The 21,797-nt window shown below is 60.9% G+C and carries 24 protein-coding genes and 1 pseudogene; 10 read left to right on the top strand and 15 right to left on the bottom strand.

The window, feature by feature from the left end:
- Positions 1-50: 50 nt before the first annotated feature.
- The 5 genes from ACIONG_RS13245 to ACIONG_RS13225 all read right to left on the bottom strand — a co-directional run bounded on the left by ACIONG_RS13245 (position 51) and on the right by ACIONG_RS13225 (position 5,057).
- A complete protein-coding gene (locus ACIONG_RS13245; RefSeq protein ID WP_401299956.1) occupies positions 51-1,400 on the bottom strand; it encodes an APC family permease in 1,350 nt (449 codons plus the stop codon).
- 91 nt (positions 1,401-1,491) lie between these two features.
- Positions 1,492-2,244 (bottom strand): N-formylglutamate amidohydrolase, encoded by a 753-nt coding sequence (locus ACIONG_RS13240; RefSeq protein ID WP_213028243.1) that lies wholly within the window; start codon positions 2,242-2,244, stop codon positions 1,492-1,494.
- Complete coding sequence (locus ACIONG_RS13235) at positions 2,228-3,559, bottom strand: glutamine synthetase (RefSeq protein WP_103306901.1); 1,332 nt, start codon at positions 3,557-3,559, stop codon at positions 2,228-2,230. Before ACIONG_RS13235 ends, ACIONG_RS13240 begins: the two co-directional genes overlap by 17 nt.
- Complete coding sequence (locus ACIONG_RS13230) at positions 3,556-4,200, bottom strand: isochorismatase family cysteine hydrolase (RefSeq protein WP_103306902.1); 645 nt, start codon at positions 4,198-4,200, stop codon at positions 3,556-3,558. Before ACIONG_RS13230 ends, ACIONG_RS13235 begins: the two co-directional genes overlap by 4 nt.
- 2 nt (positions 4,201-4,202) lie before the next feature.
- A complete protein-coding gene (locus ACIONG_RS13225) occupies positions 4,203-5,057 on the bottom strand; it encodes a MurR/RpiR family transcriptional regulator (protein WP_103306903.1) in 855 nt (284 codons plus the stop codon).
- Positions 5,058-5,387: 330 nt separating this feature from the next.
- Between ACIONG_RS13225 and ACIONG_RS13220 the strand changes: the two genes are divergently transcribed.
- Positions 5,388-5,957 carry a histidine phosphatase family protein gene (locus ACIONG_RS13220; RefSeq protein ID WP_401299993.1) on the top strand — a complete coding sequence of 190 codons (570 nt, stop codon included), beginning with the start codon at positions 5,388-5,390 and terminating at the stop codon, positions 5,955-5,957.
- A complete protein-coding gene (cobF, locus tag ACIONG_RS13215; protein WP_401299951.1) occupies positions 5,957-6,712 on the top strand; it encodes a precorrin-6A synthase (deacetylating) in 756 nt (251 codons plus the stop codon). Before ACIONG_RS13220 ends, cobF begins: the two co-directional genes overlap by 1 nt.
- 146 nt (positions 6,713-6,858) lie before the next feature.
- Here cobF and ACIONG_RS13210 read toward each other — a convergent pair whose 3' ends face one another.
- From ACIONG_RS13210 to ACIONG_RS13200, 3 genes are read right to left on the bottom strand one after another with little or no spacing between them, the layout of a single operon-like run.
- Positions 6,859-8,040 (bottom strand): acetyl-CoA C-acetyltransferase, encoded by a 1,182-nt coding sequence (locus ACIONG_RS13210; protein ID WP_103306905.1) that lies wholly within the window; start codon positions 8,038-8,040, stop codon positions 6,859-6,861.
- Between the two features lie 11 nt (positions 8,041-8,051).
- A complete protein-coding gene (locus ACIONG_RS13205) occupies positions 8,052-8,717 on the bottom strand; it encodes a CoA transferase subunit B (RefSeq protein ID WP_103306906.1) in 666 nt (221 codons plus the stop codon).
- Positions 8,718-8,741: 24 nt separating this feature from the next.
- Positions 8,742-9,440: a CoA transferase subunit A gene (locus tag ACIONG_RS13200; RefSeq protein WP_103306907.1), complete on the bottom strand. Its 699-nt coding sequence runs from the start codon at positions 9,438-9,440 to the stop codon at positions 8,742-8,744.
- A gap of 261 nt (positions 9,441-9,701) precedes the next feature.
- Here ACIONG_RS13200 and ACIONG_RS13195 point away from each other — a divergent pair, with 261 nt between their 5' ends.
- Complete coding sequence (locus tag ACIONG_RS13195; RefSeq protein ID WP_401299946.1) at positions 9,702-10,577, top strand: LysR substrate-binding domain-containing protein; 876 nt, start codon at positions 9,702-9,704, stop codon at positions 10,575-10,577.
- A gap of 107 nt (positions 10,578-10,684) precedes the next feature.
- Here ACIONG_RS13195 and ACIONG_RS13190 read toward each other — a convergent pair whose 3' ends face one another.
- The 3 genes and pseudogenes from ACIONG_RS13190 to ACIONG_RS13180 form a co-directional block, all read right to left on the bottom strand.
- On the bottom strand, positions 10,685-11,527 hold the full coding sequence (locus ACIONG_RS13190) for an NAD-dependent protein deacetylase (RefSeq protein ID WP_103306909.1): 843 nt from the start codon (positions 11,525-11,527) through the stop codon (positions 10,685-10,687).
- A 47-nt stretch (positions 11,528-11,574) separates the two neighbouring features.
- A pseudogene (locus ACIONG_RS13185) lies at positions 11,575-11,670 on the bottom strand (N-acetyltransferase); the annotation flags it as partial.
- Positions 11,671-11,698: 28 nt separating this feature from the next.
- A complete protein-coding gene (locus tag ACIONG_RS13180; RefSeq protein WP_401299942.1) occupies positions 11,699-12,745 on the bottom strand; it encodes a class I SAM-dependent methyltransferase in 1,047 nt (348 codons plus the stop codon).
- A 418-nt stretch (positions 12,746-13,163) separates the two neighbouring features.
- Between ACIONG_RS13180 and ACIONG_RS13175 the strand changes: the two genes are divergently transcribed.
- Positions 13,164-14,003: a DUF692 domain-containing protein gene (locus ACIONG_RS13175; protein ID WP_401299939.1), complete on the top strand. Its 840-nt coding sequence runs from the start codon at positions 13,164-13,166 to the stop codon at positions 14,001-14,003.
- Entirely contained in the window at positions 13,996-14,745 is a 750-nt protein-coding gene (locus ACIONG_RS13170; protein ID WP_401299936.1) for a DUF2063 domain-containing protein, read from the top strand. The genes ACIONG_RS13175 and ACIONG_RS13170 overlap by 8 nt, the downstream gene beginning before the upstream one ends.
- A 120-nt stretch (positions 14,746-14,865) precedes the next feature.
- Here the strand turns inward: ACIONG_RS13170 and ACIONG_RS13165 are convergent, their stop codons facing one another.
- Positions 14,866-16,173: an ATP-binding protein gene (locus ACIONG_RS13165; protein WP_401299933.1), complete on the bottom strand. Its 1,308-nt coding sequence runs from the start codon at positions 16,171-16,173 to the stop codon at positions 14,866-14,868.
- On the bottom strand, positions 16,170-16,910 hold the full coding sequence (locus ACIONG_RS13160; RefSeq protein WP_064392669.1) for a response regulator: 741 nt from the start codon (positions 16,908-16,910) through the stop codon (positions 16,170-16,172). The genes ACIONG_RS13165 and ACIONG_RS13160 overlap by 4 nt, the downstream gene beginning before the upstream one ends.
- Positions 16,911-17,205: 295 nt before the next feature.
- Between ACIONG_RS13160 and ACIONG_RS13155 the strand changes: the two genes are divergently transcribed.
- From ACIONG_RS13155 to ACIONG_RS13145, 3 genes are read left to right on the top strand one after another with little or no spacing between them, the layout of a single operon-like run.
- Entirely contained in the window at positions 17,206-17,469 is a 264-nt protein-coding gene (locus ACIONG_RS13155; RefSeq protein ID WP_401299930.1) for a DUF2790 domain-containing protein, read from the top strand.
- 27 nt (positions 17,470-17,496) lie between these two features.
- A complete protein-coding gene (locus tag ACIONG_RS13150; protein ID WP_103306916.1) occupies positions 17,497-17,709 on the top strand; it encodes a hypothetical protein in 213 nt (70 codons plus the stop codon).
- Positions 17,710-17,757: 48 nt separating this feature from the next.
- The gene (locus tag ACIONG_RS13145; protein WP_315448208.1) at positions 17,758-18,969 is read left to right on the top strand and encodes a cytochrome c biogenesis protein DipZ; all 1,212 of its coding nucleotides are present in this window, start codon (positions 17,758-17,760) and stop codon (positions 18,967-18,969) included.
- A 17-nt stretch (positions 18,970-18,986) separates the two neighbouring features.
- Here the strand turns inward: ACIONG_RS13145 and ACIONG_RS13140 are convergent, their stop codons facing one another.
- Positions 18,987-19,448: a GNAT family N-acetyltransferase gene (locus ACIONG_RS13140; protein ID WP_401299925.1), complete on the bottom strand. Its 462-nt coding sequence runs from the start codon at positions 19,446-19,448 to the stop codon at positions 18,987-18,989.
- A gap of 237 nt (positions 19,449-19,685) precedes the next feature.
- Between ACIONG_RS13140 and ACIONG_RS13135 the strand changes: the two genes are divergently transcribed.
- Both ACIONG_RS13135 and ACIONG_RS13130 read left to right on the top strand, forming a co-directional pair.
- Positions 19,686-19,958: a DUF4242 domain-containing protein gene (locus ACIONG_RS13135; RefSeq protein ID WP_103306919.1), complete on the top strand. Its 273-nt coding sequence runs from the start codon at positions 19,686-19,688 to the stop codon at positions 19,956-19,958.
- A gap of 33 nt (positions 19,959-19,991) precedes the next feature.
- Positions 19,992-20,804: a class I SAM-dependent methyltransferase gene (locus ACIONG_RS13130; protein ID WP_401299922.1), complete on the top strand. Its 813-nt coding sequence runs from the start codon at positions 19,992-19,994 to the stop codon at positions 20,802-20,804.
- A 145-nt stretch (positions 20,805-20,949) separates the two neighbouring features.
- Here the strand turns inward: ACIONG_RS13130 and pcsA are convergent, their stop codons facing one another.
- Positions 20,950-21,672: a phosphatidylcholine synthase gene (pcsA, locus tag ACIONG_RS13125; protein WP_213028257.1), complete on the bottom strand. Its 723-nt coding sequence runs from the start codon at positions 21,670-21,672 to the stop codon at positions 20,950-20,952.
- Between the last annotated feature and the right edge of the window lie 125 nt (positions 21,673-21,797).

Raw genomic sequence — 21,797 nt, 5'->3', positions numbered from 1 at the left:
GTTAAATCGGCGGTCGCCTGATTTGTTGTCAGACGCCGCTCTTTTTCTTGTCAGCCGTTGCTCGGGTCAGGCAACGCGGTACTGGCGCCGAGCTTGTTGAGGAAGAACAGGTACACCAGACCCAGGGCAATCCAGATCAGGCCGAGTTTCTGCGCATCGACGCCCATGTTGTACATGATGGCCGCGACGATGATGAAGCCGATCACCGGGCAGATCAGGTGGCGCACAACCTGACCGGACTTTTGCCGACGCCAGTAGTAGTTGATGACGGTCAGGTGCAGCAGCATGAAACCGCTGAGTGCGCCGAAGTTGACCAGCGAGGTCAGGGTGTCGACCGAGTTGATGAACAGGTAGCAGATCACCAGCGACAGCACCGCCACCAGATAAATGCTCAGGTACGGCGTGTTGTGTTTTGGGTGGACCTTGGCCAGCACTTTCGGCAGCTTGCCGTCGCGGGCCATGCCGAACAGCAGGCGCGAGACCGCGGCTTGCGAGGTGATCGCCACGGCCACGCCCCAAGCCAGTGCAGTCGCCACACCGGTCAGCGTTGCCAGCCAACTGCCAGCGGCGATTTCGGCGATTTCATAGAACGCGGTGTCGGCTGACTTGAAGCCCATGCCGGCGGCCAGATCGGTAGCGATCCAGGTTTGCGCAACGAAAATCACGCCCATGACCAGCAGGGTGATCAACGCGGCTTTGCCGACGCTCTTGCCCGGGTCGCCTTTGATTTCTTCAGCGAGGGTGGAAATCGCATCGAAGCCAAGGAACGACAGTACTGCGATCGATACCGCTTGCATCAGCAGGGCGAAGTTGAAGGTTTCCGGGTGATACAGCGGCGCCAGGGTCAGCTCACCGTTACCGCCGCCGTTGTGCAAGGCGTTCCAGGCGTAGAACAGGAAGATCCCCAGCACCACCAGTTGCGCCAGCAGGAAAATGATGTTCATCCGTGCGGTGAAGGTGATGCCGCGCAGGTTGACGAAGGTCGCGCTGACAAGAAACGCCAGAATGAAGCCGACTTTCGGAATGTCCGGATACAAGTGATTGAGCGCCATGGCCGCATACACATACAGCAGCGGCGGAATCAGCAGGTAATCGAGCAGCATCAGCCAGCCGGCGATGAAGCCGACGTGTTGATTGAGGCCGCGCTGTGCGTAGGAATACACGGAACCGGCAATCGGAAAAGCCTTGGCCATGCTGCCGTAGCTCAACGCCGTGAACAGCATCGCCACCATGCCGATGATGTACGCCAGCGGCACCATCCCCGGTGCCTCGGCGTTGACGTAGCCATACACACCGAACGGGGCGATGGGGATCATGAAGATCATCCCGTAGACCACCAGGTCGGTGAGGGTCAGGCTACGTTTCAACTCTTGCTTGTAGCCGAATTCTTCAATTTCCATGAAGCGCAACTCCTTGTCAGCCATCGATTGTTTTTTAGTTGTTCTATCGGTAATCCGTTACAGCATCAGCAGTCTCTACAGACGTTTTTTCTTACAGCAATGGCGCCAGATACCCAGCCCAGCGCGCCACGTCTTCGGGATTGCGCAGCAAGTCGTTGCGCACCTCGATCAGCACTGAATCCAGACCCCGGGCATCGCCATGCACGGGCACGGTCATATCGCCCAGTGGATCGATCTTGTAGGGCTGGTTGCCGGCCACTTTCAGCGGGTGTTTTTCGAGACCGTCGAGCAAACGCTGGGCGTAAGCCTTGGCCTGGCCGAACAGCACGCCGATTTCCAGCGAGCGTGGCTGGCCGTAGTACACCGGGGTGAAACTGTGAATCCCGACCACTCGCACCGGTTGGCCCATGGCGATGCGCTCGTCGATCAGTGTCTGCAAACGCGCGTGGAACGGTTTGAACAGCGTCTGCCGACGGTATTCGCGCGCGGCTTCGTCCAGCTCACGATTGCCCGGCACCTGATAGATCTCGCTCTGCGCGGGAATGCTGTCGGGGGCATGCCGTGGGCGATTGAGGTCGATCAGCAGCCGCGAATAGTTGGCGCTCAGCAGCGTTGCGCCGAGTTGCTCCGACAATCGCTCGGCCAGTTGCAGCGCACCGATGTCCCACGCGATGTGTTCACGGGCGGCGACATCGTCCAGGCCCAGATTGTTCAGGGCCTCGGGTATGTAACGACTGGCGTGCTCGCACACCAGAATCAACGGGTGCGTCGAGTCGGCGCGGCTCAGGTTGTAGACCGGTCGGGTGTACAACCCCAGCTCGGCGGATTCAGTACAGGCGTGCATAGTGCTCACACAGGTCAGCGGGCGAGAGCTGTTCCGTCAGCGCCAGTTCCTCGGTTTTCAGGGCGTGGTAAGTGTCGAGCAACGGCTTGGGCAGCCATTCGTTGAAGGCGGCGCTGTCGCGCAGGCAATCCAGGGCCTGGGCGAGCGAGGCGGGCAGGGCGACGATGCCCCGGGCCTTGCGTTGCTCGTCGTTGAGTGAATCGGGCATTTCATCGGTGATCGCGTTCAAGGCCAGACGCTGTTCGATGCCCAGGCGTCCGGCAATCAACAGTGCGGCCATGGCCAGGTGCGGCGAGGCGGTGGCGTCCATGGCGCGGAACTCGACGTTGAATTGCGTGGCTACGGGTTTGCCGCCGAGGGTCACGGTCGGGCAAATGCGCAATGCAGCTTCACGGTTCTGTTGGCCGAGGCAGGCGTACGACGCGCTCCAGTGATGCGGCTGCAAACGCTCGTACGACACCGGCGTCGGTGCGGTGAACGCACACAACGCCGGCAAGTAATGCAGGATGCCCGCCGCCCAATGCTGGCCGAGGGTCGACAGGCCATTGCTGGTGCCGGCGTCGTAGAGCATCGGCTGGCCGGCCAGATCGAGCAGGCTGACGTGCAGGTGCACGCCGTTGCACACCGCGTCGGCTGCGGTTTTCGGCGCGAAGCTCAGGTCGAGGCCCATTTGCCGGGCGATCTCGCGGGTGATCTCGCGCACATTGACCGCACGATCCGCCGCGGCGACGCCAAGCGTCGGGCGGCAGGTGATTTCGTATTGGTGCTTGCCGTATTCAGGCAGGAACATTTCCGGTTCGACACCGCCGGCACGCAAGGCGCTGAGCAGCCAGCCACCGAATTCGGCGCCCTGGCGCTGGGCTTCGAGGGAAAACGCCAAATGTTCGGCAAAGCCTGCGTGCAGGTTGAATTCATGTTCGAACGCGGCATTGACCTGCAAGCCGAGTTGATCGCGATAGCGTTCGATTTCGTCGCGCAACAGCGTGCGCGGGCAGGCACCCCACGGCCGGCCATCGGTTTCGCGGATGTCGCCATGGATAAAGTCCAGCGCGGGCGCTTCGGGATCCGGGCCGTTGCTGACGGTAACGCGGCTGCTCAGGTCGGGGATCAGACGCAAGTCGCCATAGGCGCCCCACGGATTGGTCGAGGCAATGATGTCCTGCGGCGTCAGCGCGCTGTTGGCCGGCACCCAGCCACAACCGGCGGCTTGGTAGTGTTCCAGCTCATCGGTGGGAAACGAGCGGCCACGGGTGATGCCGATCAGGTCGGTGGTGACGATGGTGGTCATCGGCAACGGCGTCAGGCGGGCGCTCATGGCCGCATCTCCTGCAACCGGCCGAGCACGGTTTGCGTGTCGGTGATCCAGCAATAGCCCTTGATCGCGTTGAGGCAGGCGTCATGTCGCGCCGGGGTGTAGGTGGCGCAGGCGTCTTCGACCAGCGTCACCAGATAGCCGCGGTCGGCGGCGTCACGCACGGCCATGTCCACGCACTGGTCGGTGACAATGCCGGCGATGATCAGGTGACGGGTTTCAAGGTTGCGCAGCACGTAGTCGATGTTGGTCGAGTTGAAGACCCCGGAAGAGGTTTTCGGCAGGACGATTTCATTTTCCACCGGGGTCAGGTCTTCGATGATCCGCGCCTGCACGCTGCCCTTGGGCAGATGCATATCCGACAGTTTGTGATCCAGCGAGCGGTCGCGGCCGTCGGCGGTCAGGCTTTCGATAATGGTATGGAGCACGTTCTGCCGCGCCTCGCGAAAGGCGCTGAGCAAACGTCGCTGATTGGGCACCACCTGCATGTGTGCACGGGTCAGGAAATACTCGGCGTCCGGGCCGTTCAGGTGCGGGTCGAACTGCGGTTCGAGCCAGGCACGCTGCATGTCCACCAACAACAACGCAGTGTGATCGGTGACAAAGGGCAAGTCCCGCGGCGAGCGGTGGGGAAGGCTGAACATCCTTATTTATCCTCCAGCAGGTGGGTGTTGAAGTCGTTGCGCAGGGCGTCGATGCCTTCCAGGCGATCGGCCAGATTGTCGGTGCGCAGGGTCAGGCAGGCGATCAGCGCTTCGACCTGTGCCAGCGCCGGCACCATGGTGTCGAACGGCGAGGCCGATTCCACCGGGGCGCTGATGATCAGGTCGGCCATTTCGCGCAGCGGCGAGGCGTAGATGTCAGTGAACAACACCACGCGTGCGCTATTGTTTTTCGCCGCACTGGCGACGCGCAGGGCCTGGGTCTGATAGCGGCGGTAGTCGAATACCAGCACCACGTCCTGACGTTGCAGATCGAACAGTCGATCCGGCAGTTGCGCGTTGTCCTCCAGGGCAAAGCAACCGGGGCGCAACAGGCGCAAGTGATTGAGCAGGTAAGTCGCCATCAGGCTGCTGAAACGCCCGCCGAAGCAATACACCTGATGCCGGGCATCAAGCAGCCAGTCGGTGAGGATGCGCACATCTTCAGGCTGGGTCAGCGATTGGGTATCGACCAACAAGCGATGGCTGTCAGCCAGATAGTGGCTCCAGGCGTCATCCTTGTGCTGTTGCGCGCGAGGTTGCAACAACGTACGAGGCGAGCGCAGGCGATGGTCCATGTCGCTGAGCAGCGCATCCTGGAATTCGGCGTAACCGCCGAAACCGAGTTTTTTTACCAGCCGTACGATGGTCGGATCGCTGACTCCGGCATGTTCGGCCAGACGCGCCATCGGCCCCAGGCCGTTTCTTGGGTACTGGTCCAGCAAGGCGCGCACGACTTTACGTTCCGACGGCGTAAGATCGAGGCCGGGGTCGGTGATCAAGTCTCTGAGAGGGGGCATCCTGGCTCCTGCTGGATGGGTGTGTCGAATTCGCTTCACAATCCGTTAAAACAGTATTTATGTAACTGGCGCTACATGTCTAGTGAATTCTTCGTGCTGTTGAAAAGGCCCCAAAATGGAGCAAGACGCCCGTGTAACAAGGGCTACACCGGAGTCGACAGGTCTTGTAGTCCATTGCCCATAGCCATGTCAGACATTACCGTTTTTGCGCTTAAGTCACTTTTTCGCGACATTGCATCAAGCCCCCCTGAACTCCCGGTTTACGGCACAATTACCCTCGATTCGGCATTGCGCCGTGGATTTTCATGACTCTCGACAGAGTGAATGATCGTGCAGACCACCCGTTTGACCCTGATGTGCCATGCGCGAACCGTCGCACAAAAATTGGCGTGTTTTCCTACGAATGAGCCTGTTGAAAACACTGCGCTGGCTTCTGACTCGCTGGCCGGGCGTTTCGCAGCCCCGCGACGCCTGATCTGCGGCCCTGAATTGCGCACTTGCCAGACGGCTCGGTGGTTCGGTGCCGATGTGCAAGTCGACGAGGCACTGCGCGATTGTGATTGGGGGCGGTGGCACGGCCGGGCGATCAAGGATCTGCAGCGTGAGGAAGACGCGGCGCTGCAGGCCTGGCTGGACGATCCTCACGCCACACCTCATGGTGGTGAATCGGTGGCCCAGCTTTGTGAGCGTGTGACAGCGTGGCTGCAAAGTTTGCAAGCCACGCCGGGCCACGTGGTGGCGGTCACCCATCCGTTCGTCATCCGCGCCGCGCTGATCCAGATGATGGGCGGCTCAGCCTTTCATTGCATTGATGTCGAGCCGCTGTCGGTGATCGAATTGCGCTTTACCGGTCTCTGGCGACTGCGCTTGCCCGGTCTCGACCTTGAAGGAGCACGCTGATGAAACAACTGTTGGTGATTGGCATCGGCGCCGGTAATCCGGACTACATCACGATGCAGGCGGTGAAAGCGCTGAACCGCGTGGATGTGTTCTTTCTGATGGATAAAGGCCAGAGCAAGGACAAACTGATCGATCTGCGTCGCGAAATCTGCGAGCGCTATATCACCGATCCGACGTACCGCTTCGCCGAGGCCCACAGCCCGGAGCGTGAGCGCGGTGATGTGGACTACAGCGCCAGCGTCGATGATCTCAACCGCGCCAAGCAGCAAACCTTCGAACGGCTGATCAATGACGAATTGTCTGACGGTGAGTGCGGCGGTTTTCTGGTGTGGGGCGATCCGGCGTTGTATGACAGCACTGTTCGGATTTTGCAGGCGATTCTTGCGCAAGGCCGCTGTGCCTTCGAGTTTGAAGTGATCCCGGGGATTACCAGCGTTCAGGCGCTGGCCGCGCAACACAAGGTGCCGTTGAACACCATCGGGCGCTCGGTGGAAATCACCACGGGCCGGCGGTTGGCGGCTGGCAAGGTCAGTGACGCGGACAGTCTGGTGGTGATGCTCGATGCTGAAGATTCCTACCACCATGTGGCTGATCCGCAGACCGAGATTTACTGGGGAGCTTACCTGGGGACGCCGGATGAGATCCTGATCAGCGGCAAGCTGGGGGAGGTGGCGGATGAAATCGAACGGGTGCGCAAGGCTGCGCGGCTGGAGCATGGGTGGATCATGGATACGTATCTGCTGCGCAAGCCATAGATTTCACTGACTGGACGGGCTCCTTCGCGAGCAGGCTCGCTCCCACACTTTTGATTTGTAACCGACACAATCCCCTGCAGGAATGCAGCTAAGCAGGGCAGGCAGCGGACGGATGTCGTGGATCCGCCCGCTGTCTGTATTGCTCGTTACACGCGTTGCAGCGCCAGGGCTACGCCCTGACCGCCACCGATGCACAGGGTCGCCAGACCCTTTTTCGCATCACGTTTGATCATTTCATGCAGCAGGGTCACCAGTACGCGGCAACCCGACGCGCCAATCGGGTGACCCAGCGCGATCGCGCCGCCGTTGACGTTGACCTTGTCCAGATCCCATTGCAGATCTTTGGCCACCGCCAGCGATTGCGCGGCGAAGGCCTCGTTGGCTTCGATCAGGTCGAGTTGGCCAATGTCCCAGCCGGCCTTGGCCAGGCAGCGACGGGTGGCCGAAACCGGGCCGATGCCCATGATTGCCGGGTCGACACCGGCGTTGGCGTAAGCGGCAATGGTCGCCAGCACCGGCAGGCCCAACGCTTTGGCTTTTTCGGCGCTCATCAAGATCACCGCTGCAGCGCCGTCGTTCAGCGACGAAGCGTTGCCGGCAGTGACGCTGCCGTCCTTTTTGAACGCCGGGCGCAATTTCGCCAGCGACTCGGCGGTAGTATCGCCACGCGGTTGCTCGTCAACCTTGAACGCAATCGGATCACCTTTGCGCTGCGGAATCAGGATCGGGGTGATTTCATCGACAAAGCGCCCGGCCTCGATGGCAGCGGCAGCTTTCTGTTGGGACGCGGCAGCGAAGGCGTCTTGCTGTTCGCGGCTGATCTCGTACTTGTCGACCAGGTTCTCGGCGGTGATGCCCATGTGGTAATCGTTGAACGCATCCCACAGACCGTCGCTGATCATGGTGTCGACGATTTGCGCGTGGCCCATGCGCAAACCGGTGCGGGCGCCCGGCATCACGTAGTTGGACAAACTCATGTTTTCCTGGCCGCCGGCGATGATCACGTCGGCGTCGCCGCAACGGATAGCTTGCGCACCGAGGTGCAGAGCCTTCAGGCCCGAGCCGCACACCTTGTTCAGGGTCATGGCCGGTACGGCGTGGGGCAGGCCAGCCTTGATCGCGGCCTGACGCGCCGGGTTCTGGCCGGCGCCGGCGGTCAGCACCTGACCCATGATCACTTCATCCACTTGAGCACCGTCCAGGCCGGTCTGCTCCAGCAACTGACGGATCACCGCAGCGCCCAGATCTACAGCGGAAACACTGGCCAGGGAGCCCTGGAAACTGCCGATCGCGGTACGCGTGGCGGCAACAATGACGACATCTTGCATTTTCGAATTCCTCACTCGGCAGCGAACTGCATTTCCGGTACGTGATCCGGGACGATCAGTTTACCAGCGGTTTTGGCGACGATTTCCTCGACGCTGACGCCAGGTGCGCGTTCCTTGAGGACAAAAGCGCCATTTTCGATTTCCAGGTAGGCGAGGTCGGTCAGCACACGCTTGATGCAGCCGGCGCCGGTCAGCGGCAGGCTGCATTTGGATAGCAGTTTCGACTCACCGTCCTTGGAGGCGTGGGTCATGATCACGATGATATTGTCGGCGCCAGCCACCAGATCCATGGCGCCGCCCATGCCCTTGACCAGTTTGCCGGGAATCATCCACGAAGCGATGTTGCCTTCGACGTCGACTTCGAACGCGCCCAGCACGGTCAGGTCGACATGGCCGCCGCGGATCATCGCAAAGGATTCGGCGGAGTTGAAAATCGACGCGCCGATGCGTGCAGTCACGGTCTGTTTGCCGGCGTTGATCATGTCGGCATCGATAGTGTCTTCCGTCGGAAACGGGCCCATGCCGAGCAGGCCGTTTTCCGATTGCAGCATGACTTCCATGCCTTCGGGGATGTAGTTGGCGACCAGGGTCGGAATGCCGATACCGAGGTTCACGTAGTAGCCGTCCTGCATTTCGCGGGCGACGCGCTGAGCCATTTGTTCGCGGGAAAGTGCCATGTTCTTATTCTCCGTCAGCCTGAATTATTTGCGGATGGTGCGCTGTTCGATGCGTTTTTCGAACGTGCCGCAAATGACCCGATCGACGTAGATGCCGGGGGTGTGGATCTGCGACGGATCCAGCTCGCCGGGCTCGACGATTTCTTCGACTTCGACCACGGTGATCTTGCCGGCAGTGGCGGCCAGCGGGTTGAAGTTCTGCGCGGTGTGACGGTAGATGACGTTACCGAAGTGGTCGGCTTTCCAGCCTTTGACGATGGCGAAGTCGCCGGTGATGGACTCTTCCATCAGGTACTTGCGACCTTTGAACTCGCGCACTTCCTTGCCTTCGGCGACAGGCGTGCCGACACCGGTGGCGGTGAAGAAGGCCGGGATGCCGGCGCCGCCTGCGCGCATCTTCTCGGCGAGGGTGCCTTGCGGGGTCAGGATGACTTCGATTTCGCCTTTGAGCAGTTGTTCTTCGAACAGCTTGTTTTCGCCAACATAGGAGGCGATCACCTTGCTGATCTGACGGTCGGTGAGCAGCACGCCGAGGCCGAAACCGTCGACGCCGCAGTTGTTGGAAACGACGGTGAGGTCGCGGGTGCCCTTGCGCTTGATCTCGGCGATCAGGTTTTCCGGAATACCGCACAGACCGAAGCCGCCGGCGATGACGGTCATGCCGTCCTCCAGCCCGGCGAGGGCTTCCTCGTAGGAACTCACGCGCTTGTCGAAACCTGCCATATGCACCTCTTTTATTATTTGCGGGCGGCTGGCTAGCCGAATGACTGGAGTGTCGCGCCGGACGATATATTTGTTAAGTTGATTTTTAAGGTTGATTGATAGATAAAATTCATCAAAGCGCCGCGCTAGGGCTGATCGTTCCCACGCTCCGCGTGGTAACGCATCCATGGACGCTCCGCGTCCAGTGACGCAGAGCGTCACGGGCAGCATTCCCACGCGGAGCGTGGGAACGATCATGCATGAGAATCCTGAGGCTTCATTATGACCATCAAACAGATCCGCGCCTTTCTCGCTGTCGCCCAAAGCCTCAGTTTCGCCGTGGCTGGCGAGCGTCTGCACCTCTCGCAATCAGCGCTGAGCCTGACCATCAAAGCCTTGGAGGAGGGCCTCGGCGGGCGCCTGTTCAGCCGTAATACCCGCAACGTCGCCCTGACCGCCGAGGGCGAATCGCTGCTGCCGCTGGCCCGGCGCCTGATCGCCGACTGGGACAACGCCGAAGACGAAATGCGTCAGCGCTTCAGCCTGCAACGTGGGCGGGTGACGCTGGCGGCGATGCCATCGTTTGCCGGCAACCTGCTGCCGCCGATCCTCAAGACCTTTCGGGCGCGCTATCCGAACGTTAACGTGACGGTCAATGACGTGATCAACGAACAAGTGCTGGAGATGGTTCGTGATCGCCAGGTTGAGCTGGGCGTGGCGTTCGAACCCATGCAGAACACGTCTATGACGTTTACCCCGCTTTATCTGGACCGCTTCGTTGCGGTGGTGCCGCAGGATTCGCCGCTGGCCGCCCGCGGCGAAATCGACTGGCAGACGTTGTTGCAGGAGCCGTTCATTACCTTGCAGCGACCGTCCACGGTGCGGGTGATGCTTGAGGAGCACTTGCAGGCCCGGGGTATGAAGTTGCCGGTGGAGTTCGAGAGCCATCAACTGGCAACGGTCGGGCGGATGGTGGCCAGTGGGCTGGGAGTGAGCGCGGTGCCGGCACTGTGTGCCGAGCAGATGCAGGAATTGGGCGCGCGCTGCCTGACGTTGAATGATTCGGTGGAACGGGCGATTGGCGTGTTGACCGAGCCGGGCAATGAACTGTCGGCGGCGGCCCAGGCGTTGTTCGATATCCTCAAAGCCGAACACTGAACCTGTAGGAGGGAGCCTGCTCGCGATAGCGGTGTTTCAGTCAGCAAAGATGTTGGCTGACAAGACGCTATCGCGAGCAGGCTCACTCCTACAGGGGATTTATGTGTTCAGGAGATGAACTGTTGCGATAGCAACGGCAGGAGCTGTTCGCACGAAGCCTCGATCTTCAAGTCGAGCAAGTCATCCGCCCGAGTCTTGCCCAGATTGATCGCAATCAACGGCTTGCCGCGATCCGCAATTACCCGACACAGACGAAACGCCGAATACGCCATCAACGAAGACCCCACCACCAGCATCCCCGCCGCCGTTTCTGCCGCCGCCATGGCCCGTGCCGCGGTGGCCTGGGCGACGTTTTCGCCGAAAAACACTACATCGGGTTTCATCCGCTCACCCGCGCAATGGGGGCAGTGCGGCACCTGAAACCGCGCTTCGAACGCCGGGTCGAGCAGGGTATCGCCGTCCGGTGCCTGCACCGCATCGACGCCGGCCAGATACGGATTCTGCTGTTCCATCAAACGCTGAATCGAATCGCGCTCACTGCGCTGCCCGCAATCCAGGCACAGCACGCGATGCAGACTGCCGTGCAGTTCGATCACGTCGTGACTGCCAGCCTGATCGTGCAAGGTGTCGACATTTTGCGTAATCAAGCCACTGATGCGCCCATGACTCTGCAAGCTGGCCAGCGCTTCGTGCGCGGCATTCGGCTGCGCCTGACGTACTCGCGGCCAGCCGAGCATCGCCCGTGCCCAATAGCGGCGGCGTGACTCGGGGGCAGCGAGGAATTCCTGATACATCATCGGCTGGCGGCCACGGCGCACACCGTCGCTGTCGCGGTAATCAGGGATGCCCGAGGGTGTGCTGATGCCGGCACCGGTCAGCACCAGAAAATCGCCATCGGCCATCGCCTGTTGCAGGGTGTCGAGCTGTTCGCGGATCGGGCTGTCGAGCATGGTCGGCGCTCCAGGCAGAGTGAATGCCTTGCAGGTTAGCACCGACCCCTGTGGCGAGGGAGCTTGCTCCCGCTGGACTGCGCAGCAGGCCCAACCTTTGGGGCCGCTTCGCGACCCAGCGGGAGCAAGCTCCCTCGCCACAGGGTATGTATTGTTTTCAGTCCCGATGATTTATTTGCGCGCCTCCAGAATCAGGTTGAACGGCGTTTGCGTGGCGCGGCGGAAACGCTTGAACCCGGCCTCGGAAAAGACCTTGCGCAGACGCATTTCCCCTGCTTGCGCCCCGAGCCCGAGGCCAACTTCCTGTGACAGCGAGTTCGGCGTGCAAATGAACGTCGATGCCGCGTAGAACAACCGACCGACCGGATTGATGTTGTCGTCCAGGGTGTCGTTGGCGAATGGCTCGACCAGCAATACCGTGCCGTCATCCTTCAGCGAGTCGTAGGCGTGGCGGGCGGCGCCGACCGGGTCGCCCATGTCGTGCAGGCAGTCGAAATAGCAGATCAGGTCGTAATCGTTGCCCGGATAGCTTTTCGCCGTGCCCTGGAAGAATTTCGCCCGGCTGCTGACCCCACCTTCTTCGGCGCGTTGGGTGGCGACCGTGATCGACGGCGCATGGTAGTCGTAGCCGACGAAGCGCGAATTGGGAAACGCCTGGGCCATGATCACCGTCGAGGCTCCATGGCCGCAGCCGATGTCAGCGACTTTCGCGCCATCCTCCAGTTTCGCCACGACCCCCTCCAGTGCCGGCAGCCATTCGGCAATCAAGTGGCCCTTATAGCCGGGGCGGAAAAACCGTTCAGTGCCAGTGAACATGCACGGGTGGTGATCGCCCCAGGGCAGGGCGCCGTTGCCGCGCATGGCTTTGACCAGTTTGTCCTTGTCATGGAAAAACGACGCCACCACGCCGAGCCCTCCAGCGACGTATACCGGCGAGTCTTCTACGGCCAGCGCCAGGGCTTGTTCTTCCGGCAAACGGAATTGACCGTCGCGGTGCTCCATGTAGCCCGACGCGGCGTGGGCGCTGAGCCATTCGCGGACCAGACGGGGATTGCAGTGGGTTTTTGCCGCAAGGGTATCGGCGCTGATCGGCTGACTGTCGGCCATCGCCCGGTACAGCCCGAGCTCCTCGCCGACGATGACATTGGCCAGCATCGCCGCGCCGCCCATGTCGTTGACCAGTTTGCCCATGAATTCGTTGAGTCGGGACTCGTCCATCACATGTGCTCCTGAAACAGGATCACAGTCCGGCGACGTAGAAGGTCGAGGCATGCGCCACCGGGCGGTGGTCATGGAAACGGGCAGGGCACGGCAAAAGTCCTGCGGCCCCCTCGACTGGGTAATGAAAGAGTCTAGCCCTCGTCCGGGATAGACGCTGAATTTGTGGGCACTGAAAAACCTGTGGGAGCTGGCTTGCCAGCGATGGCGTAGGCATAGCCACTGACTTGCTGCCTGATACACCGCTATCGCTGGCAAGCCAGCTCCCACAAGGGACGGTGTTTGATGAGGGGTTTGTATTGCTGTGTATCGCGCAGGTCGGGGGATACACAGGGCGGCAAATCCCCGGTTGGCTGAACACAGCAGCGATACAGCCGCAGGTTCAACTGGGTTGGCCAATCAAGTGAGGTCAACCCCCATGCAAATCCCCCCAGCATCAAGGCAACCCGGCGTCGGTCTGGGCCTGCGCCGTGGTCTGTTGAAAGACTTGCTCGCCGCCCGTACCGGCGATTTTGATTTTCTCGAAGTCGCCCCGGAAAACTGGATCGGCGTCGGCGGCGCCCATGGCGCGGCGCTGCGCGAACTGGCCGAGCGTTATCCGCTGTCGTGTCACGGGTTGTCGTTATCGCTGGGCGGTTCGGCGCCGCTGGACACCAGTTTTCTGCAAGAGGTACGGGTATTTCTCGATCATCACCAGGTCCGGTATTACAGCGAGCATCTGAGTTATTGCAGCGACGACGGCCATCTCTACGACCTGCTGCCCTTGCCATTCACCGAGGAAGCCGTGCGCCATGTTGCCGCGCGTATCCGGCAATCTCAGGACATCCTCGGGCGGCGTCTGGCGGTGGAAAACGTCTCCTACTATGCGACCCCACGCCAGGACATGGACGAAGTGACCTTCACCAACGCCGTGCTGCGCGAGGCCGATTGCGACCTGCTGCTGGACGTCAACAATGTCTACGTCAATTCGATCAATCACGGCTTTGATCCACAGGAATTCCTCGCGCGGATCGAGCCGGGCAGGGTGGTCGGGATGCACGTGGCCGGGCATTTCGATGAGTCCGACACACTCAAGATCGACACCCATGGCGCCTCGGTAAAACCCGTGGTCTGGTCATTGCTGGCCGAGGCTTATGCCCGGTTTGACGTGCAGCCGACTTTGCTCGAGCGGGATTTCAATTTTCAGGCGTTCAGCAAATTGGTCGCCGAGCTACAGACCATCCGCCGTCTGCAAGGTGCAGGAGTTCAGCGTGGATAACCTTCAACAGCAACAACAGGCGTTGACGCGCTACCTGCGTGATCCTGACCATCAACCACCACCCGCCGATATGAACATCGCGCGGGTCAATGTCTACCGCGATCTGCTGTTCAACAATCTTTCGCAATTGTTGAGTGGCACTTTTCCGGTACTGATCCGGATCATCGGCAAACAACGCTGGAACCTGCTGGTTCGCGGTTTTTTGCGCGACTATCGCGCACAAACGCCGAAATTTTCTGAGATTGCCGAAGCGTTCCTCGACTATCTTGCCGCGCAGCCTGAAGTGTTGCGTGAAGGTCAGTGGCCGGCGTTTCTGCTGGAGCTGGCGCATTACGAATGGGTCGAGATGGTCCTGCAGCAGTCCGACGCCGAGCCGTTGCCGGCGACGGATGCGCAGTTGTTACTGGAGCGGCCGTTGCAGGTCTCGGCACTGGCGTGGCCACTGGCGTATACGTGGCCGGTGCAGTTGCTCGGGCCGGATCACCAACCCTCGGTCGCACCGCAACAACCGACGTTGTTGCTGGTGCGGCGGGAGGCGGATTTCAGCGTGAAATTCTCGGAGCTGAGCCCGCTGACCTGGCGGTTATTGCAGCGCATCGGCGAGTTTGCGGGATTGACCGGGCGTAAGCAGTTGCAAGGTTTGGCGCAGGAGGCGGGGCAGTTGGCGGACGCGTCGTTCATGGATAGCGGTTTGGCGCTGTTGCAGCAAATGCATGAAAACGGCGTTGTCGGGATTCTTTGAACACAACATGCTTGCCTGTAGGAGTGAGCCTGCTCGCGATAGCGGTCTGTCAGTCGGAGCTGGTTTGACTGAAGACCGCTATCGCGAGCAGGCTCACTCCTACAGGGGATGGTGTTGAGATTAAAGGTTTAGGGGGAGGTTGAGTTCGGCGCACAAGCCGCCGCCCTGGCGATTGCTCAGAGTCAGCGAGCCGCCCAGGGCCATCGCCAGTTGCTGAGCGATCGCCAGACCCAGCCCGGTGCCGCCGGTATCGCGGTTGCGCGAGTTTTCCACGCGGTAGAACGGCTGCATCACCTGCGCGAGTTCCGCTTCGGCAATCCCCGGACCGCGATCCATGACGGTGATCGACAGGCTGCCCTTGTTCGCTTCGACCCACACTTCAGCGGCGCCGGCGAATTTCAGGGCGTTGTCGGTCAGATTGACCAAGACCCGGCGCAACGCGTGCGGACGGGTGTCGACGACTGCCTCACTCTTGCCGACAAGCTGCACGTCTTTGCCCATGTCCTGATAGTCGAACACCAGGCTTTCGAGAAAGGAGTCCATGTTGGTGCGCCGACTTTCTTCGGTCGAACCATGGATGCTGCGGGCGTAGGCCACGCCTTCGCGCACCAGGTGTTCCATCTCGCCGAGGTCGTTGCACAGTTTGTCTTTTTCCGCCGAGTCGTCCATGAATTCGGCGCGCAGTTTCATCCGTGTGATCGGGGTTTGCAGGTCATGGGAGATCGCGGCCAGCAGTTGCATGCGCTCTTTCAGATAGTCCGCAATCCGCGCCTGCATCGCGTTGAACGCGCGGGCGGCGTAGACCACTTCGTTCGGGCCTTTCTCGTCCAGATGAATCGGGTGGGCGTTGGGGTCGAGGGTTTCCACGGCGTTCGCCAGGCGGGTGAGGGGGCGAATGGCAATGCGCACCGCCAGCCAGGTGCAGGCAATCATCAAGGCCAGTTGGCCGAGCAATACCGCTGGCAACCAGGGCGACAGCGGCACCATCGAGGGGCGCACGTCGATGGTCACCGGGCTGCCGTCGCTCAGGCGCAAATGGCCCTGGAAGTGCTTTCGCGGGCCGGGAATGTCGGTGAAGGTCAACGGGTATTGGTCGCCGATGGCATCGGTGATCGAGGTGACTGCAATCGGCACCTCGCCCGGCCCGATGGGCGTACCGGGTTCGCCTTCGCTCAACAGATACCCGTAGTTGGTCCGCGCCAGACGCTTGAGCCACGCCGGGCGCTCCTCGGCGGGTAAGCGGTCGAGGATCGCAATCGAGGTCGAGACGTCGGTTTCCAGATTGCCCAGCATGGTGTTTTTCGCGCTCTGGTAACGCTCGTAATACTGCGCGCCGAACGACAGCGCCTGGGCGAGGATCAGACCGATCAGGAAAATCAGCGACACCCGCGAGGCGAGAGTGCGCGGCCAGTGCAGGTTGAGGCTCATGCCGGGGCACCTAGGATCTCGACCGGCAGTGAAAACACATAGCCTTCGCTGCGCACGGTCTTGATGTAGGCCGGTTCGCGGGCGTCATCCAGCAGGCGCTGGCGCAAGCGGCTGACCAGCAGATCAATCGAGCGATCAAACAGATCGGCGTCGCGGCCCTGGGTCAGGTTGAGCAATTGATCGCGGCTGAGCACCCGTTGCGGGTGATCGAGAAACACCCGCAGCAAGCGGTACTCGGCACCGCTGAGGGCGACCATGGTGCCGTCCTTGTCGAGCAGATGGCGAGCCGAGGTGTCCAGCTGCCAACGGCCGAACGCCAGCAAACGGCCGGCTTCGGTGACCACCAGGTTCGGCGGCAGCATCCGCGTGCGGCGCAGCACGGCGTTGATCCGGGCCAGCAATTCACGGGCGGCGAAGGGTTTGGTCAGGTAGTCGTCGGCGCCCATTTCGAGGCCGATGATGCGGTCGGTTTCATCGTTACGGGCGGTGAGCATCAGCACCGGCGTGGCCTTGTGTTTGCCCACGCGTAATTCGCGGCACAGCTGCAGACCATCGTCACCGGGCATCATGATGTCGAGCACGATCAGGTCGACGGTGTTGGCCTCGAGAAAGCTGCGCATCTGCCGGCCATCGGCGACTACGGTGGTGCGCAGGCCGTTTTTCTTCAGGTAGTTGCCGACCAGTTCGCGAATTTCGCGATCGTCGTCGACGATGAGAATGTGATCGACATGTTCCATCGGGCCAGGCCTCTTTAAAGGGGGAATGCCGTGCAGTCTATCGAGCCTTTACGCGCTCGCCTGCCTGCGTTTGTATTGCAGTGTATCTGGCGTCACAGACGATACAGGGGAACGCAAAAAGACGATTTTTTCAGGCTTTTGTATCGCTGTGTATCCCCGGGCGGCAGGGATACATAGCCATTTATAGCCGCTCGTTTCCGACACATACGCGATACCTCGCGAGGCTTCAATGAGCTCCATCGAGGCACACCATAACGCCTCGGCTCAAACCCACTGAAGCCTTGAGGAACACGCCATGAAAAATACATCGGTTATCGCCGCCTGCCTGTTTGCCGCCCTGAACATCTGCACCCTGTCGGCCCGCGCCGAAGCCACTGTTACTCCACAAACCTACAACTACGGCACGCACCTGGACATCCTGAAAGTGATCTCGCTGACCCAGGACAATTCGGTGATGTGCGGCGTCATTGATGCGCGCATGACATACCTGGATTCGGCCAACAAAACCCACGTGCTGGATTACCGCAAGTTTGCTGACGACTGCAACAACGACAACTGATTCGTCACTTTTTTGCAGGAAAGAACCATGAATAACCTCTCTCGTCTCCTCACTGCCGTTGCTTTCTCTTTCGCCGGTGTCGCCGCGCATGCCAACGCTGCGGTCGAACAGCATAGCTGCCATGGCAACAGCTGTTTTCAACTGACGCCTATCACCAAGCCAGGCGCCGACGCCTTGCTCGCCGCTGACGGCTCCAACCGCACGCCGCAAGGGCAGAGGCTGGAAAGCCAGAACGCCTGACTCCCTCGCCACAGGGCTCAGTGCTCACATCTATTCAGGGTGACCCTTATGTATCTCATCGCTTTCCTCGGCGGTCTTTTGACCGTCCTCAGCCCGTGCATCCTGCCGGTGGTGCCGTTCCTGTTTGCCGGGGCTCACCGCAGCCGCTCTTCGATCCTGCTGACCCTCGGCGGCATGACCCTGACTTTCGCGCTGATCTCCAGCCTGGCCGTGGTCAGCAGTGAGTGGGTGATTCAGGCCAGTAACAGCGGACGCCATATCGCGCTGATCGTCATGGCGCTGTTCGCGCTGTCGCTGATCTCGGCGCGTATTGGAGACTGGCTGGCGCGACCGTTTGTGTGGCTTGGCAACCGACTCGATCCCGATGCGCAGAAAAAGGCCGGCCCCTTGGGCTCGCTAATGATTGGCGTCGCCACCGGGTTATTGTGGGCGCCGTGTGCCGGGCCGATCCTCGGGGTGATCCTCACGGGCGCCATGTTGCAAGGCGCCAACGCGCAGACCAGCCTGTTGTTGCTGGCCTATGGCGCGGGCAGTGCGTTGTCGTTGGGCACGCTGATCTTCGCCGGTCGCGGGTTGGTCAACCGCTTGAAACCGTCGATCCCGTTCACCGCTTGGTTGCGTCGTGGCGCTGGTGTCGCGGTACTCGCGGCGGCGGCCGTGATTTCCACCGGCACAGATAAAACCCTATTGGCCGGAACATCCTCGGAAGGCGTCGCCAGTGTCGAAAAAAGCGTGCTGGAAAACGTGCCGAAAGTGCTCGACTTCCTCGTCAGCAAAGTTCGCGCCGATTCGCTGATGGACGACAGCAAAGGCGCGATGCCGTCGCTGGCCGGGGCGGTGCAATGGCTCAACTCGCCGGAACTCAGCGCCGAATCCCTGCGTGGCAAAGTGGTGTTGGTGGACTTCTGGACCTACGACTGCATCAACTGCCAGCACAGCCTGCCGTACGTCAAGGACTGGGCGAAGAAGTACGAAAAGGATGGTCTGGTGGTGATCGGCGTGCACACCCCGGAATACGGCTACGAGCGGATTATCGACAACGTCAGGGAGCAGGTGCGCAAATTGGGTATCACCTACCCGGTGGCCATCGACAACAACTACGCGATCTGGCGCAACTTCGATAACCAGTACTGGCCGGCGCACTACCTGATTGACGCCAAGGGGCAGGTGCGTTTCAGCCACTTCGGTGAAGGCCGCTACGAGGCTCAGGAGCAGGTGATTCGGCAATTGCTTGAAGAGGCCAAGGCGCCTGCGGCCTGATCAATCCGGCCAATGGCTCAGAGGTCGCGCACCATGAGCCATTGGTCGTTGTCCCAGGCGCGAAAACGCTCCAGCACCTGCCAGCCGCGTTTGCCGTAGTAGTCCTGCTTGCTCTGCGTGTGCAGATAAAGACGCGCCAGGCCACGGTTTTTCGCTTCCTGACAAATCCCTTCGATCAATTGCTCGGCCAAGCCTTGCCCGCGAGCTGCCGGGTCGACGAATACGCAGGCCAGCCAAGGGCCGAGATCGGGCCGATGCGCGAGATCATCGCGAGCCAGCGCTGCACCGCCGACCAGTCGTTCACCGTCCAAAGCGATCAGGCAAGACCAGTCACCATTGCTTTGACCTTCGGCAAATTCCCGTTGCCATTCGACCAAGGGTTGATGGGCGTACTCGTAGTGAAATTGCTGGTGGATCCAGGCGGCATAGGTGTCGCTGTGTTGCAGGTGGCGGGCCAGCCAGTCGAGGCGCACGGGCATGATTCGAGTCCGTTCAGAGGGCGAACGTGCATCAGAAACCAATCGACCGCTGCTGGCAATGCCGAGGGTGTTGCAACCGCTTAACAGATTTCCACCACTCATCGGCAAAGCCGCGGTTTTCCTGAATCTGCAGACGACTGGCAGGGACGCCGGCCGCGCTCGGCGCGATAGTGGACGAGCAGGGCCACTGCCGGCCCCGCCACAGACGCCATACAACAAGAAGAACGCGAGGTTGCCATGCCGAAATTCGTGATTGAACGCGAGATTCCAGGGGCCGGAAAGCTGTCGGAGCAAGAACTCAAAGCCGTTTCACAAACGTCCTGCAATGCGTTGCGTGAACTCGGGCCACAGGTGCAATGGCTGCAGAGTTACGTCACTGCCGACAAAATCTACTGCGTGTACATCGCCCCCGATGAAGAGCAGGTGCGCGAACACGCTCGCCTCGGCGGTTTCCCCGCCAACAGCGTGGCGCGGGTGATGACGGTGATCGACCCGACTACCGCCGAATGAAGCCAGTTTCCACCTGTTGCGGAGCACCTCTTCATGAGTACCCCGATTGATCTCACTGCCTTGAAGGAACGCCAGAAGGTCGCTTGGGCCAGCGGCGACTACTCCTTGATCGGCACGACCTTGCAAATCGTCGGTGAAAATCTCGCCGAAGCCTGCGACCTGCGTTGCGATGAGGAAGTGCTGGATGTCGCGGCCGGTAACGGCAACGCAACACTGGCGGCAGCGCGGCGCGGCTGTCTGGTCACCTCGACTGACTACGTGGCAGCCCTGCTGGAGCGCGGCCAGGATCGCGCCCGGGCCGAACACCTGGACGTGACCTTTCAAGTCGCTGACGCCGAAGCACTGCCGTTCGCCGACGGCAGTTTTGCAGCGGTGCTGTCGACGTTCGGGGTGATGTTTGCCCCGGATCAGGACCAGGCGGCGGCCGAACTGGCGCGGGTTTGCTGTCGTGGCGGGCGGATCGGACTGGCCAACTGGACGCCGGAAGGTTTCGTCGGCCAGATGTTCAAGACCCTCGGTCGCCATCTGCCACCGCCGGCCGGTGCTCAGCCACCGTCGAACTGGGGCACGGAAGCGTGGCTCCACCAGCATTTCGATGACCGCGATTTCGTCGTGCAGGTGACTCGCCGCGAGTTCAATTTCCGCTATCGCTCGGCGGCGCACTTCATCGATATCTTTCGGCATTGGTACGGGCCGGTGCACAAGGCCTTTGCGGTATTGCCACCGGAAAGCGGCCAGGCGCTGGAGAGTGATCTGGCGGATTTGCTCAACCGCCTTAACCGGGCAGGGGAGGACTCGCTGGTGGTGCCGAGCGAGTATCTGGAGGTGGTGATCAGCAAGCGCTGAGTCGAACTCGATCCTTCATCTGAAGGGAGATCCTTGTGGGAGCTGGCTTGCCAGCGATAGCGGTCTGTCGGCAATGAATATGCTGACTGACCCTCCGTCATAGCTGGCAAGCCAGCTCCCACAGGTTTTCGGGTATGTCTTGGGGCTATTTCGCTTGGGACCGATCAAACCATTCCAGTGCCGTGCGCCAGATGCAGATCCCCAGGAAGTACGCCGACATCAGCAGCCACAAGCCCATCACCATTGGATTGATCACCGGGTGATTGAGCACCAGTGACAAGCTGCACAGCAGCCAGATTGCCGTGACCGCAATGTTGATCGGCATGAAGCGGCGCACGCGGAACGGGTGGAGGAACTTCATCCGCGTTACCGTCAGCAGCGCCAGGCCGATCACGGTCAGAAAGGTGATCCACGGTCCTGGCCCGATGATGTACAGGCATAGCGCAACCACGTTCCACGCGGCGGGGAAACCGACAAAGTAGTTGTCCTTGCTTTTCATGTTGACGTTGCAGAAGCAGAACAGCGACGACACCAGAATCAGCGACACCGTCAGCAACAGCGTGTAATCCGGCAGCGGAATGTAGCGATAGATAAACAGGGCCGGAATGAACACGTAAGTCAGGTAATCGATGACCAGATCGAGGATCGAGCCATCGAAACTGGGCAGTACCGATTGCACATTGACCTTGCGTGCCAGTGCGCCGTCGAGGCCGTCGACGATCAGCGCCACGCCCAGCCACATCAGGCAGTGGACGGGCTGGTTTTCCAGCAGGGCGAGAGTGGCCAGAAATGCTGTGACCACGCCGGTCGCGGTAAAGCCATGGGCGCCCCAGGCCTTGAGCCTGGCAATGTGGACGGTGGATATCACGGGGGCGTTCTCCAGAAAGTGAAGCAAGCCGGGTAACACCCTTGGACAGCAAGGGCGCCGGCTAACCGGGTCGGGGTTGCTGCTATCGACCGGTCATGCCGGGATAAGGTTCACCCACCATGAAT

Origin of the sequence: Pseudomonas sp. NPDC087817 (genome assembly GCF_044742875.1) — a bacterium.
GTDB lineage: Bacteria > Pseudomonadota > Gammaproteobacteria > Pseudomonadales > Pseudomonadaceae > Aquipseudomonas.
Note: the sequence above shows the minus strand (reverse complement) of the source record. Positions and strands in the feature narration are given on the sequence as shown.

Excerpts from the sequence above, each read along its gene's own strand:
- ACIONG_RS13240 (WP_213028243.1), bottom strand. The coding sequence starts at position 2,244 with ATGCACGCCTGTACTGAATCCGCCGAGCTGGGGTTGTACACCCGACCG.
- ACIONG_RS13225 (WP_103306903.1), bottom strand. The coding sequence starts at position 5,057 with ATGCCCCCTCTCAGAGACTTGATCACCGACCCCGGCCTCGATCTTACG.
- ACIONG_RS13160 (WP_064392669.1), bottom strand. The coding sequence starts at position 16,910 with ATGGAACATGTCGATCACATTCTCATCGTCGACGACGATCGCGAAATT.
- ACIONG_RS13165 (WP_401299933.1), bottom strand. The coding sequence starts at position 16,173 with ATGAGCCTCAACCTGCACTGGCCGCGCACTCTCGCCTCGCGGGTGTCG.
- ACIONG_RS13135 (WP_103306919.1), top strand. The coding sequence starts at position 19,686 with ATGCCGAAATTCGTGATTGAACGCGAGATTCCAGGGGCCGGAAAGCTG.
- ACIONG_RS13230 (WP_103306902.1), bottom strand. The coding sequence starts at position 4,200 with ATGTTCAGCCTTCCCCACCGCTCGCCGCGGGACTTGCCCTTTGTCACC.
- ACIONG_RS13180 (WP_401299942.1), bottom strand. The coding sequence starts at position 12,745 with ATGGACGAGTCCCGACTCAACGAATTCATGGGCAAACTGGTCAACGAC.
- ACIONG_RS13195 (WP_401299946.1), top strand. The coding sequence starts at position 9,702 with ATGACCATCAAACAGATCCGCGCCTTTCTCGCTGTCGCCCAAAGCCTC.
- ACIONG_RS13140 (WP_401299925.1), bottom strand. The coding sequence starts at position 19,448 with ATGCCCGTGCGCCTCGACTGGCTGGCCCGCCACCTGCAACACAGCGAC.
- ACIONG_RS13175 (WP_401299939.1), top strand. The coding sequence starts at position 13,164 with ATGCAAATCCCCCCAGCATCAAGGCAACCCGGCGTCGGTCTGGGCCTG.
- ACIONG_RS13210 (WP_103306905.1), bottom strand. The coding sequence starts at position 8,040 with ATGCAAGATGTCGTCATTGTTGCCGCCACGCGTACCGCGATCGGCAGT.
- ACIONG_RS13145 (WP_315448208.1), top strand. The coding sequence starts at position 17,758 with ATGTATCTCATCGCTTTCCTCGGCGGTCTTTTGACCGTCCTCAGCCCG.
- ACIONG_RS13200 (WP_103306907.1), bottom strand. The coding sequence starts at position 9,440 with ATGGCAGGTTTCGACAAGCGCGTGAGTTCCTACGAGGAAGCCCTCGCC.
- ACIONG_RS13130 (WP_401299922.1), top strand. The coding sequence starts at position 19,992 with ATGAGTACCCCGATTGATCTCACTGCCTTGAAGGAACGCCAGAAGGTC.
- ACIONG_RS13245 (WP_401299956.1), bottom strand. The coding sequence starts at position 1,400 with ATGGAAATTGAAGAATTCGGCTACAAGCAAGAGTTGAAACGTAGCCTG.
- ACIONG_RS13155 (WP_401299930.1), top strand. The coding sequence starts at position 17,206 with ATGAAAAATACATCGGTTATCGCCGCCTGCCTGTTTGCCGCCCTGAAC.
- cobF (WP_401299951.1), top strand. The coding sequence starts at position 5,957 with ATGAAACAACTGTTGGTGATTGGCATCGGCGCCGGTAATCCGGACTAC.
- ACIONG_RS13235 (WP_103306901.1), bottom strand. The coding sequence starts at position 3,559 with ATGAGCGCCCGCCTGACGCCGTTGCCGATGACCACCATCGTCACCACC.
- ACIONG_RS13190 (WP_103306909.1), bottom strand. The coding sequence starts at position 11,527 with ATGCTCGACAGCCCGATCCGCGAACAGCTCGACACCCTGCAACAGGCG.
- ACIONG_RS13205 (WP_103306906.1), bottom strand. The coding sequence starts at position 8,717 with ATGGCACTTTCCCGCGAACAAATGGCTCAGCGCGTCGCCCGCGAAATG.
- ACIONG_RS13150 (WP_103306916.1), top strand. The coding sequence starts at position 17,497 with ATGAATAACCTCTCTCGTCTCCTCACTGCCGTTGCTTTCTCTTTCGCC.